The sequence below is a fragment of the Pseudomonas sp. P8_241 genome (assembly GCF_034008315.1).
Taxonomy (GTDB): domain Bacteria; phylum Pseudomonadota; class Gammaproteobacteria; order Pseudomonadales; family Pseudomonadaceae; genus Aquipseudomonas.
In genome coordinates, this window is record NZ_CP125377.1 from 5,094,493 (window position 1) to 5,110,347 (window position 15,855).

Sequence of the window (15,855 nt, forward strand, 5' to 3'; positions counted from 1 at the left end):
GGCGCGGAGTTTACAGCGGCATCCGTCGCTGTGAAGCCCGAAAAAACGCGAAGGCCCGCTGAAAGGTTAGCGAAAGGTTGGGCCGTTAGAGTCTGGTTACGGGATGTTCCGATTGCCGACATCCTCTCCGTCGTTCGTAACCTGTTGTGAAATGTAGCTCTCGAAAAACGCCTTGAAGCGTTTTCGCCAATAAGAACAATAACCGAGGTACTGCAGCATGCTGTCCAGACAGCTCCAGGCTTACCCGCCCCATCCTTTCGATCCAATTCCAACTCTCGTAATCGCCAGCGCCGAAGCCGGCTGTTCGTGGTTCAGTCCTTGTGGACTTGAACACACCAGCACTGTGCGAAATCGACGCACCTGAATCATCCCGAAAAACAAAAACTCCTGTGGAGACAACAATGAATCGATCACTGCGCCGTTTCGCCCTCGCCGCCAGCTGCATGCTGTTTGCCGGCCAACTCATGGCCGAGCCAAAACGCCCGGAATGCATCGCCCCGGCGTCACCTGGCGGTGGCTTCGACCTGACCTGCAAACTGGCGCAAAGCGCGCTGATCAACGAAAAGCTGCTGACCAAACCCATGCGCGTGACCTACATGCCCGGTGGTGTCGGCGCGGTGGCGTATAACGCGGTGGTCGCGCAGCGGCCTGCGGATGCCGGTACTTTGGTGGCGTGGTCCAGCGGTTCGCTGTTGAACCTGGCGCAAGGCAAGTTCGGTCGCTTCGATGAAACCAACGTACGCTGGCTCGCTGCCGTTGGCACCAGCTACGGTGCCATCGCGGTGAAAAGCGATTCGCCCTACAAGACCCTAGACGATCTGGTACAGGCGCTGAAGAAAGATCCGAGCAAAGTGGTGATCGGTTCTGGTGGCACCGTTGGTAGCCAGGACTGGATGCAAACCGCGCTGATCGCCAAGGCCGCCGGTATCAACCCGCGTGACCTGCGTTACGTCGCCCTCGAAGGCGGTGGCGAAATCGCCACCGCCCTGCTCGGCGGGCACATTCAGGTCGGCAGCACCGACATCTCCGACTCCATGCCGCACATCCAGAGCGGCGACATGCGCCTGCTGGCGGTGTTCTCCGACAAGCGTCTGGACGAGCCGGAAATGAAGGACATTCCGACCGCCCGCGAGCAAGGCTATGACATCGTCTGGCCGGTGGTTCGCGGCTTCTACGTCGGGCCTAAAGTCAGCGATGAAGACTACGCCTGGTGGAAAGACTCGTTCGACAAGCTGCTGGCATCACCCGAGTTCGCCAAGCTGCGCGATCAGCGTGAACTGTTCCCGTTCGCCATGACCGGCCCGGAACTGGACACCTATGTGAAGAAGCAAGTCGCGGACTACAAAGTGCTGGCCAAAGAGTTCGGCCTGATCCAGTGATCGCCTCTGTCTAGCGGCTGCGGCTCCGTTCGGCGGAGCCGCAGCACAGGAGTTCCCCATGCTCTTACAACGCATTTTTGCTTCAGTGCTGTTGCTGGCCTGCATCAGCCTGGTGCTGATGGCCCTGCCCTACCAGGCACCTTTTTCCTACGAGCCGATCGGCCCGCGCGCGTTCCCCCTGTTGATGCTGGGACTGATGGGCCTGGCCCTGGTTTACATGGTGTATCGCCCCTCGCCGATCAAACACACCGATGAAGATCCGCCGATGGATCGCGAGACCCTGACCAAGATTGGTGTTTGCGTGCTGTTGCTGCTGGTCTTCGCCGGGCTGTTCGAACCGTTGGGCTTCATCCTCAGCAGCATGCTGGTTGGCATTCCGCTGGCTCGCCTGTACGGCGGGCGCTGGCTGCCGGGCGCGGTGATCATCAGCCTGATGAGTATCGGCCTGTACCTGCTGTTCGACAAAGTCATGGACGTGCCACTGCCTCTGGGCCTGCTCGACGTTCTGGAGAACTGATATGGATACGCTTGGATATTTGAGTCACGGTTTCGGCGTCGCACTGACCCCTTACAACCTCGTGACTGCACTCAGCGGCACACTGATTGGTACGGTCGTCGGCCTGCTCCCCGGCCTGGGTCCGATCAACGGCGTGGCATTGCTGATCCCGATCGCCTTCGCGTTGGGTCTGCCACCGGAGTCGGCTTTGATCCTTTTGGCCGCGGTTTACCTGGGTTGCGAATATGGCGGCCGGATCAGTTCGATTCTGCTGAACATCCCGGGCGAAGCGTCCACCGTGATGACCACCCTCGACGGCTACCCGATGGCCCGCCAGGGTCTGGCCGGAGTCGCGTTGTCGCTGTCGGCGTGGAGTTCGTTCATCGGTGCCTTCATTGCGACCTGCGGGATGGTGGTGTTCGCGCCGATGCTGGCGAAGTGGGCGATTGCCTTTGGTCCCGCGGAATACTTCGTACTGATGGTATTTGCGATTGTCTGTCTGGGCGGTATGGCGGGTGACCGGCCACTCAAGACGTTTATCGCGGCACTGATCGGGCTGTTCCTGTCGACCGTCGGCATTGATGCCAACAGCGGTGTGTACCGGTTCACCGGGGACAACATCCACCTCACCGACGGTATCCAGTTCGTGGTGCTGGTGCTGGGCTTGTTCTCCATCAGCGAAATCCTCCTGCTGCTGGAAAAAACCCACCGTGGTCAGGAAGCGTTCCAGGCCACCGGCCGAATGTTGTTCAACTTCAAGGAAGCGGCTTCGGTGTTCTGGGTGAACATGCGTTGCGGTGTGCTCGGGTTCATCATGGGTGTGCTGCCAGGTGCTGGCGCAACGTTGGCCAGCGCCGTGGCCTACATGACCGAGAAACGCATCGCTGGCCCAAGCGGAAAATTCGGACAAGGCGACAAACGCGGCCTGGCCGCCCCCGAAACCGCCATTGGTGCAGAGGCTTGCGGTGCACTGGTTCCGATGTTGACCCTTGGCGTTCCAGGCTCTGGCACCACGGCAGTGATGATCGGCGCGCTGTCGCTCTACAACATCACACCCGGCCCGCTGCTGTTTCAACAGCAGCCGGACATCGTCTGGGGCCTGATCGCATCGTTGTTCATCGCCAACATCATGCTGGTGATCCTGAACATCCCGATGATCCGTATCTTTACCAAAATCCTCGCCGTACCTAACTGGGCGTTGGTGCCGATGATCGCGATCATCACTGCCATCGGTGTGTACGCGGTGCATGCCACCACCTTCGACCTGTTCCTGATGATCGGCATCGGCATCTTCGGCTACATCCTGCGCAAGCTGGACTTCCCGTTATCGCCGGTGCTGCTGGGTTTCATCCTCGGGGGGTTGATGGAGCAGAACCTGCGTCGAGCGCTGTCGATTTCCAACGGTTCGCTGGACATTCTCTGGTCGAGCGGCATCACCGTCGGCGTCTGGGGGTTGATCGCGGTCATGTTGCTGGTGCCGATTGTGCGCATCTGGCGTAAACGTTCAGTTGCGCGGCGCGTTATTGCCGATGTCTGATCGAACACCTTTCAAAGCCTGGTGGGGAACCCCGCTGGTCGGCCTGCTCGGCGGTTACCTCGCCAGCCAGGTCGGCTGGCCTTTGCCGTGGATGGTCGGCTCGTTGCTGGCCATCATCCTCGTGCGCTGCCTGACACCCTGGCAATTGGCCGAAATCCCTGGTGGGCGCAAGTGCGGCCAGTGGATCGTCGGAATCGGTATCGGCTTGCACTTCACTCCTGTGGTGATGGAGCAGGTCCTCAGTCATTTCGGCTTGATTTTCTTCGGTGCGCTGGTCACCAGCCTGTCGGCGGTGGTCGGCGTATGGCTGATGCGGCGCACTGGCGAAGATCGCGCCACTGCGTTCTTTTCCAGCATGCCCGGTGGTTCCGGCGAGATGGTCAACCTCGGCGCACGTAACGGCGCGGTGCTCAGTCGGGTAGCGGCTGGCCAGAGTCTGCGCGTGTTGGTGGTGGTGCTGTGTGTTCCCGCGGCGTTCAAATATCTGCTGGGCGACGGCGCGTCGATTTCACACGCTGGCAGCATCGACTGGCGCTGGCTGGCGGTTTTGTTTCCCACAGGGGCACTGGCTGCCTGGATATGGGAGCGTCTGCGTCAACCCAACCCGTGGCTGTTCGGCCCCTTGCTAGTGAGTGCGGCAGTGAGTATCGGTTGGGACTTGCACATTGGCTTGCCTGACGGCGGCAGCCAGATCGGCCAATGGTTGATCGGCAGCGGGCTGGGCTGTCACTTCAACCGCCAGTTTTTCCGGCGTGCGCCTTCGTTCATGGGGCGGACATTGATTGGCACGGTACTGACCATGCTGATCGCCACGGTGGCGGCAATGGGCTTGAGTGCGCTGACCCATCTTGATCTGCGTTCGTTGACCTTGGGCATGATGCCCGGCGGGATTGCCGAAATGAGCCTGACGGCGCAGACCCTGCAATTGTCGGTGCCGCTGGTGACGGCGATGCAGGTGATGCGGCTGTTGTTTGTGTTGTTTCTGGCAGAGCCGTTGTTCAAGTATTGGAACCGCAATCCAGAGTAAAGACAGTGTTGAATTCATCGCCAGCTGGCTGGCTCCCACAGGTTTGTAAACACCGCAAAACCAATGTGGGAGCCAGCCTTCTGCGGGCGCCGCTCCGACGATGCTTTTCAAACCGGCGGCAAGCGCCACTCGATCGGCGTCTCGCCATTCTGCTCGAGAAATTTGTTGGTGCGGCTGAAGTGCCCGCAACCGAGAAAGCCGCGATAAGCCGACAGCGGTGACGGGTGCACCGACGTCAGCACCAGATGCTTGGTCGCATCGATCAGCTTCTGCTTGCTCTGCGCATGGGCACCCCACAGCATGAACACCAGGTGCGGCTGCTGCTGGCTGACCACTTCAATGATCCGGTCGGTGAAAAACTGCCAGCCCTTGTCCTTGTGCGCGTTGGCATTGGCCCGCTCGACGGTCATGGTGGTGTTGATCATCAGTACGCCCTGATCCGCCCAACTTTGCAGGTAGCCATGGTTGGGGATGTCGATGTTCAGGTCGCGCTTCAACTCTTTGTAGATGTTCACCAGCGACGGCGGCGCCGGCACGCCCGGTTGCACCGAGAAGCACAAGCCATGGGCCTGACCCGGACCGTGGTAGGGATCCTGACCGAGGATGACGACCTTGACCTTGTCCAGCGGCGTGGAGTTGAGCGCATTGAAGATCATCGGCCCTGGCGGATAGATCTCTTTGCCGGCCGCTCGCTCCTGCTGCAGAAAATTTCGCAACTCTGTCATGTAGGGCTGGTCGAATTCGGCACGCAGCGCCTCCTTCCAGCTCGGTTCGAGTTTGATACGGTCGTCAGCAGTCATGGTTACATCCGGCAAAAACAATGGGGCGAACCCTAGGAAAGCGCACCACGCTTGTCAAATGATCTGATGCAGATCCGGCACTTTCTTACACAGCGATCATACTTAACCCTCAAATTCCCGATCGAGGTCACGATGAATCTGCACTTCGAAGAGCTCACCGGCACCGACGGCGCCCGTATCGGCATCGCTAGCCTGGATGCCGAAAAATCCCTCAACGCCCTGTCCCTGCCGATGATCAACGCTTTACGCGACCGAATGGACGCATGGGCCAAGGATCCGCAAATCGTCTGCGTCCTGTTGCGCGGCAATGGTGCCAAGGCCTTTTGTGCCGGTGGTGAAGTGCGCAGCCTGGTGGAGGCCTGTCGCGCCCACCCGGGCGAAGTGCCACCGCTGGCCGCGCAATTCTTCGCCGCGGAATATCGTCTGGACTTCAACCTGCATACCTACCCGAAACCGTTGATCTGCTGGGGCCATGGCTATGTGCTCGGCGGTGGCATGGGCCTGTTGCAAGGTGCAAGCCTGCGTATCGTCACGCCGAGCAGTCGCTTGGCGATGCCCGAGATCAGCATCGGCCTGTATCCGGATGTGGGTGCCAGTTGGTTTCTGTCGCGGCTACCAGGCAAGCTCGGCTTGTTTCTGGGCCTGACCGGCGCGCACATGAATGGCCGCGATGCCATCGACCTGGATCTGGCAGATCGTTTTCTGCTCGATGAGCAGCAAGCGCAATTGATCGAAGGCCTGTTGCAATTGAACTGGCAGGAACAAACACCGATGCAGCTCAACAGCTTGCTCAAGGCCTTGCAGCAGGAAGCCGTGGCACAGATGCCCCAGGCCCAGTGGCTGCCGCGTCGCCAGCAAATCGACGAGCTGCTGGATGTCAGTGATGTGCGCTGCGCCTGGAAAGCCATCAGCGCCCTGCGCGACAACAGCGACCCGATGATGAGTCGCGCCGCCAGGACCATGAGCGAAGGCTCGCCCTTGACTGCGCATCTGGTGTGGGAACAGATCATTCGCGCCAAACACCTGTCGCTGGCCCAGGTCTTTGAGATGGAATACACCATGAGCCTCAACTGCTGCCGCCACCCGGAATTCAGCGAAGGCGTGCGCGCGCGGTTGATCGACAAGGATCAGAAGCCCCGCTGGCATTGGCCCGACATCAACAACGTGCCGGACGCGGTGGTGGAGGCGCATTTTCACAAGGTATGGGAAGGTCGGCATCCGCTGGCGGATTTGTTGAATTACTGAAGTCTGCAAAAAAATGGGGGAGCAATCTCGCTCCCACATTGGAAAATGCACTGTTGTAACGATCAGCGGTGACTGCCACGACCGTCGTGATTGCCACGACCGTTATGGTCGCCTCGACCGCCACGTCGTCCGTCGTGGCCTTTGTTATTGTCCCAGCCACCGCGACTGCGGCCGTCCCATCCCTGGCTCTGATGCGCCCGGTAGTCATTGCGCGATGGTTGATGGTACCGCGGGGCCGACTGGTAATAGCGTGGAGACGGTTGATAGACACGCGGTTGATAGTAATAACGCGGCGTCGGTTGGTAGTAGCGCGCTGGCGGCGCGTAGTACCGGGGCGGTGGCGTGTAGTAACCGCCGCCATTGGAATAGTAGGAACTGCCCCCGGCGTAATAGGCCGGTGACGGCGAGGTATAGACTTCGGAACTGTAGTAACTGCCTCCTTCATCGTAATAAGGCACGCACCCACCAAGGGATAATCCCAACACTGCAATCAGAAGAATTCGGCGATACATAGCGGCCTCCTGGACCGCGAGTGAGCCACACCAGCGACGCTGGCAGGCGACAATCAAAGATTCGGTGACTGTCGATAGATGAGACACCGTTTTCCGAATCTGGTGCGTTCACGCAACAAGTTGAAACATCTGCCCGATGAAAGGTTTTTCATCCCTTCACGCATTGATCAGTGGCCATGGTGATATCCACCGCCGTGATACCTGGGCGCGTGACCACCCCGATAATAGTATCGATATCCACCATAAAAGCGCGGGCCGCCGTAGTAATAGCGTGGGCCGTAATAGTAGGAATAGGGCGAATAACCAGGGTAGTAATACGGAGCGGAGTAGACGTCGTAGGAGCCGGCGTAATAGTAGCAACCGGATAACCCAAGACCGAGAACAGCACTGAGCAACAGTCGACGAAACATGACGGCCTCCTGAAAGACCCACAACCGGCCCAGGCCGGTTGACACCTGTTTTGACTGACGTTCCCCCTTTCAAGTGCCTGGTGGTGCTGACCTTCGGATCAATGGCGCAGCGCGCTGCATCTCGGTGCATGGACGCACCATCACAATGCAGCAACCCATGATCGCGCCCACCACCCCGTCCTTTGATCCCCGTGCCAGACGCCTCGAACAGACTTGGCACGGCTCTCGCTTTAGCAAGTCCGTGCAGGAGTCATCACAGGTTCGCGGCACCACAATCTGAAAATGGCTGACTAGGGTTCCGGCTCGCAAGCGCGAGTGGCTGGTCCGAGAGTTGGCGACCTCCAGTTGAGGTTACACGGCGGGACAAAAGCCCGGGAGACAAGCCACCGCTAGCGGTGTCGCTGCCTTCCTGTCCGCCCTTGATCAACTGGAGAACCACCATGTCCCAGCTTCGTTTACCCGCCCTGCTCGCCGCTGCGTTCGCAGCCCTTGTGAGCTTTTCGTCCCAAGCCGCCCAGAAAGATCACTTCAGCGTGTGCTGGACGATCTATGCCGGCTGGATGCCTTGGGAATACGCCGGCAGTCAGGGCATCGTCGACAAATGGGCGAAGAAGTACGGCATCAAGATTGACGTGGTGCAGCTCAATGACTACGTCGAATCCATCAATCAATACACCGCCGGCCAGTTCGACGGTTGCACCATGACCAACATGGACGCCCTGACCATTCCGGCGGCCGGTGGCGTCGACAGCACCGCGTTGATCGTCAGCGACTTTTCCAACGGCAATGACGGCATCGTGCTCAAGGGTGAAGGCAAGAAAATCGCCGACCTCAAGGGCATGGACGTCAATCTGGTCGAACTGTCCGTCTCGCACTACCTGTTGGCCCGGGCGCTGGACTCGGTGGACCTCACCGAGAAAGACCTGAAAGTGGTCAACACCTCCGACGCCGACATTTCGGCCGCCTTCAACACCGATCAAGTCAACGCCGTCACCACCTGGAACCCGATGCTTTCGGACATCAAGGCCAAGCCTGCGGTGACCGAAGTCTTCAACTCCAGCCAGATCCCCGGCGAAATCATGGACATGATGGTCGTCAACAGCGCCACCCTCAAAGACAACCCGGCACTGGGCAAAGCGCTGACTGGCGCGTGGTTCGAAGTGGTCGAGTTGATGAATGCCAGGAACGCCGCGAGCAAAGCCGCGCTGGAACACATGGCCAAGGCCTCGGGCACCGACCTGGCGGGTTTCCAGGCGCAACTGGACTCCACCAAATTGTTCGCCACCCCCAAGGAAGCTCTGGCTTTCAGCACCAGCCAGCAATTGCCGGAGACCATGCGCAAAGTCGCCGAGTTTTCCTTTCAGCACGGTTTGCTGGGTGAAGGCGCCAAGGACACCAGCGCGGTCGGCATGGCCTTCGCCAACGGCGTGACCAGCGGCGACAAAAGTAACCTCAAGCTGCGCTTCGACCCGAGCTACGTGCAGATGGCCGCCGACGCCAAGCTGTAATCAGGAGAATTGGCCATGCGCCTGATCAATCGACACCCGGATCGCCCGAGTCGCCTGCTGTTGGTGATCCTGCCGTTCGCCCTGGTGCTGTTTGCCTACTTCATGGGCTCGGCCGAGCGGCTGGCGGACAACCCCAATGACAAGCTGCTGCCCAGCGCCGTGCAGATGAGCGACGCGGTGAAACGCCTGGCGTTTGTCGCCGACAGCCGCACCGGCGAATACCTGCTCTGGCAAGACACCGCGTCCAGCCTGCGCCGGCTGGCCATCGGCCTCGGCATCAGTGCCTTGGCCGGTCTGTGCCTGGGCATCGCCGCGGGCACCCTGCCGCTGTTTGGCGCACCGTTGTCGCCCTTGTTGACGGTGCTGTCGATGGTGCCGCCGCTGGCGATCCTGCCGATCCTGTTCATCGTTTTCGGCTTGGGCGAGTTGTCGAAGGTGATGCTGATCGTGATCGGCATCACCCCGGCGCTGGCCCGTGACCTGGAACAGCGCGCCCGGGAAATCCCCGTGGAACTGCTGATCAAGGCCCAGACCCTTGGTGCCTCGACCTGGACCTTGATGCTACGGGTGGTGCTGCCGCAGTTACTGCCACGGTTGCTTATCTCGCTGCGCCTGATGCTTGGTTCAGCGTGGCTGTTCCTGATTGCCGCCGAAGCCATCGCCTCCACCGACGGCCTGGGCTACCGGATTTTCCTGGTGCGCCGCTACCTGGCAATGGACGTGATTTTGCCCTATGTGGTGTGGATCACCCTCCTCGCCTGGCTGATGGATTGGGGCCTCAAGTACCTCACCTGTCGCGCCTTCCCTTGGTATGAAGGGGCCGCCAAATGAGTTTTATCACGGTAAAAAACGTCTGGCAGCAATACGCCGACCAGGTGGTGCTAGAAGGCCTGAACCTGAACGTCAACGAGGGCGAATTCTGCACCCTGGTGGGCGCGTCCGGTTGTGGTAAATCGACCTTTTTGCGTCTGCTGCTCGGCCAGGAGCGCGCCAGTCGCGGCGAGATCCTGCTCGATGATCAACCCTTGGCCGGTGAGCCGGACGCGAGCCGTGGCGTGGTGTTCCAGCGCTACTCGGTGTTCCCGCATTTGAGCGTGCTGGACAACGTCACGCTCGGTCTCGAACTGCCGCGCTCGCCACTGCTCGGGCGCTTGTTCGGCAGCGCCAAAAAAGAGGCCCGCGAACAAGCCTCGGTGCTGCTGCACAAAGTCGGCCTCGGCCATTCGCTGGACAAGTACCCGGCGCAACTTTCCGGCGGCATGCAGCAACGACTGGCCATCGCTCAGGCGCTGATCATGAAGCCGCGAGTGCTGCTGCTCGACGAGCCGTTCGGCGCGCTCGATCCGGGCATCCGCAAAGACATGCACGGCTTGCTCCTGGAACTGTGGCGCGAGACCCGACTGACGGTGTTCATGGTCACCCACGACCTGTCCGAAGGTTTCAGCCTCGGTACGCGCTTGCTGGTGTTCGACAAGGTCCGCCTCGATCCGCACGCCCCCGGGGCCTACGGCGCGCGCATCACCTACGACATTCCCTTGAACAGCGACCGCCGCATCAGCCGTGCCGCCGTCGACGCCTTGCCGGTGCAACTGGCGGGCTCACTTCGAACCGCTTGAGAGGATTTTCCCGATGACTGATTCGACCCAACTGTTCCCGCCCTTCGCCGACGAAATGCTCCCCGGCGGCGGCCATCGCTCCTTCGTGCTCAAACGCGGCCAGTTGCTGCGCCTGACCGACATGCGCGGTGGCGCCAACGTCAGCCTGACGCTGCTCAATGCCAATGAAAAAACCGAGCGCCTGAATCTGCCCGACAGCCTCAAATGCCAACACACCGCCAAGCTCACCACCGGCCATTGCCTGTACTCGGACATGGGTCGCGTGCTGGCCGCAATCACTGCCGACACCTGCGGCTGGAGCGACAGCCTCGGCGGCGTGCTTTGCGCTGAAGAGGTCGCAGAAAAATACGGTACCGGTCGCTATCAAGAGCTGCGCAACGGTTTCTTCCGCAACGGCACCGACAACCTGCTGGTGGAGCTGGGCAAGTGGGGCCTGGGCCTGTCGGACTTGCTGATGACCCTCAACCTGTTCAGCCGGGTGAACGTCGATGACGCTGGGCGTTTCCACTTCGTTGAGGCCAATTCCAAGGCCGGTGATTACATCGAGTTGTACGCACCGATGGATACCTTGGTGGTGCTCACGGCCCTGCAACACCCGATGGATCCATCGCCGGAATACGCCCCCAAACCCTTGAAGCTCAGCTGGATGAACGCCGACGCCAGCATCGCCGAACACTGCCGAACTTTGCGCCCGGAAAACGAGCGCGGCTTCATCAACACCGACCGTCTGTTCGCCTGAGGATCGCTGTCATGTCACTCGCTCTCATCACCACTGAAAAGCAGCCTGAAGCCGCAATCTACCGCGCCACCATCCCGGCCGGTGAACCCTGGCTGATGGAAGTCAAGGCCGGGCAAACGCTGCGCATCCTCGATCTGGAAGGCAATCAGGCCGTCGACACGTTGTTCTACAGCGTTGCCAACCCCAAGGAGCGCTACGACGTGCAGCGCACCTTGCGCCGTCAGAACAGCGTGTACCTGAGCACCGGCAGCGTGCTGTATTCCAACCTGGGCAAACCGATGCTGACCATCGTCGCCGACACCTGCGGCCGCCACGACACCCTCGGCGGGGCCTGCGCACAAGAGAGCAACACCGTGCGCTATGCCCTGGAAAAACGTTACATGCACAGCTGCCGCGACAACTACCTGCGCGCCTGTGTACATGACGGCCGCTTGGGTAAAGGCGACATCGGTCCGAACATCAATTTTTTCATGAACGTGCCGGTCACCGCTGACGGTGGCCTGACCTTTGAAGACGGGATTTCCGCACCGGGCAAGTACGTTGACCTGCGTGCCGAAATGGACGTGATCGTGCTGATCTCCAACTGTCCGCAGCTGAACAACCCGTGCAACGCCTACAACCCGACCCCTGCGGAGCTGCTGGTATGGAACTGAAATTAGCGCGGTTGCGTAGATGGTTGTTTGCCCTGTGCCAGGCCCGTTCGGGGCAGTGCATCAAGTAACCGTTCCCCTGTAGGAGCTGGCTTGCCAGCGATTGGCCGGCACCTTCAACCATGATGTCGGCTGACACGCCGCTATCGCTGGCAAGCCAGCTCCTACAAGGGTGCTGTGTATTTCTGTCAACGGGGACGACCCCGGTGCCTTTCGAAAAACTGCGGGACGGCCCGCATCCCAAGTCGAGGCTGATGCGCTATCGCCTCCGGGGGTTATGCCATGTTCGAAAAAGTCCTGATTGCCAACCGTGGCGCCATCGCCTGCCGCATCCTGCGCACCTTGCGCGAACTGCATGTGCAGGGTGTTGCCGTGTACTCCGAAGCCGATGCCGCCAGCCTGCATATCCTGCAAGCCGACGAAGCCCACAGCCTCGGTAAAGGCGCGGCGGCCGGCACTTATCTGGCGGTCGACAAGATCCTCACCATCGCCAAGTCCAGCGGTGCTACCGCGATCCATCCTGGCTACGGTTTTCTCTCGGAGAACGCCGCGTTCGCCGAAGCCTGCGAAGCCGCCGGGATTGCCTTCATCGGCCCAACGCCTGAGCAACTGCGTGTGTTCGGCCTCAAGCACACCGCCCGCGCCTTGGCCAAGCAACACGGCGTGCCGATGCTCGAAGGCACCGAGTTGCTCGACAGCCTCGATGCGGCCCTGATAGCCGGTGAACAGGTCGGTTACCCGGTGATGCTCAAGAGCACCGCCGGCGGCGGCGGCATTGGCATGCGCGTGTGCCGCAGCGCAGCCGAGTTGAGCGAGTCCTTCGAAGCGGTCAAACGTCTGGGCCAGAACAACTTCAGCGACGCGGGCGTGTTCATCGAGAAGTACATCCAGCGTGCTCGTCACCTGGAAGTTCAGGTGTTCGGTGACGGCCGTGGCGAGGTGATTGCCCTCGGCGTGCGCGACTGTTCGGTACAGCGCCGCAACCAGAAAGTCCTCGAAGAAACCCCGGCACCGAATCTGCCCGACGGCATGGCCGAGGCACTGTGCGCGGCGGCCATCAAACTCGCCAAAGCGGTGAATTATCGCAGTGCAGGCACCGTCGAATTTGTGTTCGATAGTGAGGCACAGCGCTTCTATTTTCTGGAAGTGAACACCCGGTTGCAGGTGGAGCACGGCGTTACTGAACAGGTCTGGGGCGTCGATCTGGTGCGCTGGATGGTGCAATTGGCCGCTGGTGATCTGCCACCGCTGTGCAAGTTGGTTGAGGCGTTGAAACCGGAGGGGCATGCGATTCAGGCGCGGCTGTATGCGGAAGATCCGGGCCGGGATTTTCAGCCGAGCCCGGGATTGCTCACTGCCGTGAACTTTCCAGCGGCCAATGGCATTCAGCTGCGTATCGACACCTGGGTCGAGGCTGGCTGCGAGATCCCGCCCTACTTCGATCCGATGATCGCCAAGGTGATCAGTTGGGCGCCGACTCGGGAACAGGCTCGCGCCGATCTGCATCAAGCCCTCGGCGACATCCAACTGTATGGCGTCGAAACCAACCGCGATTACCTGCGGCAAATTCTGCTGGATGCGCCGTTCGCCAGCGGCCAGCCGTGGACCCGTTGCCTGGAAGGCCTGGTGTATCAGGCCAACACCTTCGAGGTGATCAGCTCAGGCACCCAGACCAGCGTTCAGGACTACCCTGGCCGCCTCGGTTACTGGGCAGTCGGTGTGCCGCCATCAGGGCCGATGGACAGCCGCGCACTGCGTCTGGGCAATCGCTTGCTGGGCAACGACGAAGGCGCTGCGGCGCTGGAAATCACCATGAGCGGGCCGATGCTGCGCTTCAATTGCGCTGCGGTCGTGGCCGTAACCGGCGCCGCTATTCCTCTGACCTTGAATGGCGAAACCGTGCCGATGAACACCGCGCTGCTGGTTGAATCGGGGGCAACGTTGAGCCTCGGTACGATTGCCGGTGCCGGTGCCCGCAGCTACCTGTGCCTGCGCGGTGGCCTGCAAGTACCGGATTACCTGGGCAGCAAAAGCACCTTCACCCTCGGCCAGTTCGGCGGTCATGGCGGACGCGCCTTGCGTGCTGGCGACGTGTTGCATGTGCCGGCCTTGAGTGACCACAGCGTCGGTCAGCAACTGGCTGAAGAGCAGCTCGCCGAGCTACCGGCGGTGCGGCAGATTCGAGTGATCTACGGCCCCCACGGCGCGCCGGAGTACTTCACTGAAAACTACATCGGCACCTTCTTCGCCACCCAGTGGGAAGTGCATTTCAACTCCAGCCGCACCGGTGTGCGCCTGATCGGGCCGAAGCCGGAATGGGTGCGTGCCGATGGCGGTGAAGCGGGCTTGCACCCGTCGAATATTCACGACAATCCGTATGCAATCGGTGCCGTGGATTTTACCGGCGACATGCCGGTGATCCTTGGGCCGGACGGCCCGAGCCTTGGCGGGTTCGTGTGTCCGGTGACGGTGATCGAAGCGGATCTTTGGCAGTTGGGGCAACTCAAGGCCGGGGACAAAGTTCAGTTCTCACCGATCGACCTCAAGACTGCCCGAAGCCTCGCCTTGAAATGGGATGCCCCTTGTAGGAGCCGGCTTGCAGGCGATGGGGCCCAGGCAGAAACCGCTACAAGTTCATCGCCAGCAAGCCGGCTCCTACAGGGGATTGTGTCGCCTGTGGTGTTGGATATCGGTCAGGACGATACGCGGCTGGTTGCAAGACTCTCAGGCGATACTCATTTACTGCTTGAGATAGGCGCACCCGAACTCGATCTGGTTTTGCGTTTCCGTGCCCACGCCCTTATGCAAGCCCTGGAAAGTAAAACCCTGCACGGCGTGATCGACCTCACGCCTGGCATTCGTTCGCTGCAAATCCATTACCAGCCTGAGCAACTGTCGCTCTGCGACCTGCTCGGTATCGTCGCAGGCGAATGGGATGCCGTGTGCGCCGCCAAGGACCTGCAAGTACCGTCGCGCATCGTGCATCTGCCGCTGTCCTGGGACGATCCGGCGTGCCAGTTGGCCATCGAGAAATACATGACCACCGTGCGCAAGGACGCGCCGTGGTGCCCGAGTAATCTGGAATTCATCCGCCGCATCAACGACCTGCCGAACCTCGATGAAGTGCAGCGCACGGTGTTCGATGCCAGCTACCTGGTGATGGGACTGGGCGACGTCTACCTCGGCGCACCGGTCGCCACCCCGCTGGACCCGCGCCATCGTCTGGTCACCACCAAGTACAACCCGGCCCGCACCTGGACCGCCGAGAACTCGGTGGGCATCGGTGGCGCCTACATGTGCGTGTACGGCATGGAAGGCCCCGGCGGGTATCAGTTTGTCGGCCGCACCTTGCAGATGTGGAACCGCTACCGCGAAGTCGCTGCGTTCGATGGCAAACCATGGCTGCTACGCTTTTTCGACCAGATCCGTTTCTACCCGGTGAGTGCCGATGAACTGCTGCGCATCCGCCGCGACTTCCCCCTCGGCCGCTTCGATTTGAACATCGAGCACAGCCAGTTGAACCTGGCGGATTACCAGGCGTTTCTGGCGAAAGAGGCCGGCGGCATCGAGGCGTTTCGCAAGCAGCAACAAGGTGCGTTCAACGCCGAACGCGAGCGCTGGATTGCCAGCGGCCAGGCGCATTTCGAGAGTGAGGAAGCCGCCCCGGAGCCAACCGAAGACGCGCCGCTGGGCAACGGCCAACTGAGCATAGACAGCCACATCGCCGGCAACCTCTGGCAGGTGCAGGTAGAGGCCGGCAGCCGGGTCGAGGCCGGCGATGTGCTGGTGATCCTGGAGTCGATGAAGATGGAAATCCCCCTGCTCGCCCCGATGGCCGGCGTGGTGCGCGAGATTCGCGTGCAACCCGGTTCGGCGGTGCGCGCCGGACAGCGCGTCGCAGTGCTGGAACTCGACTGAAGCCATTTTGATAAGGAC

Annotated in this window: 14 protein-coding genes and 1 riboswitch; of the genes, 11 read left to right on the forward strand and 3 right to left on the reverse strand. The window is 60.8% G+C overall.

Annotation, left to right across the window (positions count from 1 at the left end):
- Positions 1-401 precede the first annotated feature (401 nt).
- From QMK58_RS22720 to QMK58_RS22735, 4 genes are read left to right on the forward strand one after another with little or no spacing between them, the layout of a single operon-like run.
- Positions 402-1,379, forward strand: a complete 978-nt coding sequence (locus tag QMK58_RS22720) for a Bug family tripartite tricarboxylate transporter substrate binding protein (protein WP_053155734.1) — start codon at positions 402-404, stop codon at positions 1,377-1,379.
- 58 nt (positions 1,380-1,437) lie between these two features.
- Positions 1,438-1,896, forward strand: a complete 459-nt coding sequence (locus QMK58_RS22725) for a tripartite tricarboxylate transporter TctB family protein (RefSeq protein ID WP_320395480.1) — start codon at positions 1,438-1,440, stop codon at positions 1,894-1,896.
- Position 1,897: 1 nt separating this feature from the next.
- Positions 1,898-3,412, forward strand: coding sequence for a tripartite tricarboxylate transporter permease (locus QMK58_RS22730; RefSeq protein WP_053155730.1), 1,515 nt, complete (start codon positions 1,898-1,900; stop codon positions 3,410-3,412).
- Positions 3,405-4,439 carry an AbrB family transcriptional regulator gene (locus QMK58_RS22735; RefSeq protein WP_320395481.1) on the forward strand — a complete coding sequence of 345 codons (1,035 nt, stop codon included), beginning with the start codon at positions 3,405-3,407 and terminating at the stop codon, positions 4,437-4,439. Before QMK58_RS22730 ends, QMK58_RS22735 begins: the two co-directional genes overlap by 8 nt.
- Positions 4,440-4,546: 107 nt before the next feature.
- Here QMK58_RS22735 and ung read toward each other — a convergent pair whose 3' ends face one another.
- Positions 4,547-5,239: a uracil-DNA glycosylase gene (ung, locus tag QMK58_RS22740; RefSeq protein ID WP_053155726.1), complete on the reverse strand. Its 693-nt coding sequence runs from the start codon at positions 5,237-5,239 to the stop codon at positions 4,547-4,549.
- Positions 5,240-5,371: 132 nt separating this feature from the next.
- Between ung and QMK58_RS22745 the strand changes: the two genes are divergently transcribed.
- On the forward strand, positions 5,372-6,484 hold the full coding sequence (locus tag QMK58_RS22745) for an enoyl-CoA hydratase/isomerase family protein (RefSeq protein WP_053155724.1): 1,113 nt from the start codon (positions 5,372-5,374) through the stop codon (positions 6,482-6,484).
- A gap of 62 nt (positions 6,485-6,546) precedes the next feature.
- On the opposite strand, the gene QMK58_RS22750 is transcribed toward QMK58_RS22745, so the two are convergent.
- Together QMK58_RS22750 and QMK58_RS22755 are read right to left on the reverse strand one after the other, a co-directional pair.
- Positions 6,547-6,996: a hypothetical protein gene (locus QMK58_RS22750; RefSeq protein WP_053155722.1), complete on the reverse strand. Its 450-nt coding sequence runs from the start codon at positions 6,994-6,996 to the stop codon at positions 6,547-6,549.
- Positions 6,997-7,163: 167 nt separating this feature from the next.
- Positions 7,164-7,406, reverse strand: coding sequence for a hypothetical protein (locus tag QMK58_RS22755; RefSeq protein WP_320395482.1), 243 nt, complete (start codon positions 7,404-7,406; stop codon positions 7,164-7,166).
- Positions 7,407-7,685: 279 nt separating this feature from the next.
- Positions 7,686-7,786: riboswitch (guanidine-I (ykkC/yxkD leader) on the forward strand.
- Positions 7,787-7,846: 60 nt separating this feature from the next.
- Between QMK58_RS22755 and QMK58_RS22760 the strand changes: the two genes are divergently transcribed.
- From QMK58_RS22760 to uca, 6 genes are all read left to right on the forward strand, one after another.
- On the forward strand, positions 7,847-8,914 hold the full coding sequence (locus QMK58_RS22760; RefSeq protein WP_053155720.1) for a putative urea ABC transporter substrate-binding protein: 1,068 nt from the start codon (positions 7,847-7,849) through the stop codon (positions 8,912-8,914).
- 15 nt (positions 8,915-8,929) lie between these two features.
- Positions 8,930-9,745 carry an ABC transporter permease gene (locus tag QMK58_RS22765; protein ID WP_053155718.1) on the forward strand — a complete coding sequence of 272 codons (816 nt, stop codon included), beginning with the start codon at positions 8,930-8,932 and terminating at the stop codon, positions 9,743-9,745.
- Positions 9,742-10,530, forward strand: a complete 789-nt coding sequence (locus QMK58_RS22770) for an ABC transporter ATP-binding protein (protein WP_320395483.1) — start codon at positions 9,742-9,744, stop codon at positions 10,528-10,530. Before QMK58_RS22765 ends, QMK58_RS22770 begins: the two co-directional genes overlap by 4 nt.
- A 13-nt stretch (positions 10,531-10,543) precedes the next feature.
- Positions 10,544-11,269 (forward strand): urea amidolyase associated protein UAAP1, encoded by a 726-nt coding sequence (locus QMK58_RS22775; RefSeq protein ID WP_320395484.1) that lies wholly within the window; start codon positions 10,544-10,546, stop codon positions 11,267-11,269.
- An 11-nt stretch (positions 11,270-11,280) separates the two neighbouring features.
- Positions 11,281-11,922: an urea amidolyase associated protein UAAP2 gene (locus tag QMK58_RS22780; RefSeq protein ID WP_053155711.1), complete on the forward strand. Its 642-nt coding sequence runs from the start codon at positions 11,281-11,283 to the stop codon at positions 11,920-11,922.
- A gap of 279 nt (positions 11,923-12,201) precedes the next feature.
- Complete coding sequence (gene uca / locus QMK58_RS22785; protein ID WP_320395485.1) at positions 12,202-15,837, forward strand: urea carboxylase; 3,636 nt, start codon at positions 12,202-12,204, stop codon at positions 15,835-15,837.
- Positions 15,838-15,855: the final 18 nt, after the last annotated feature.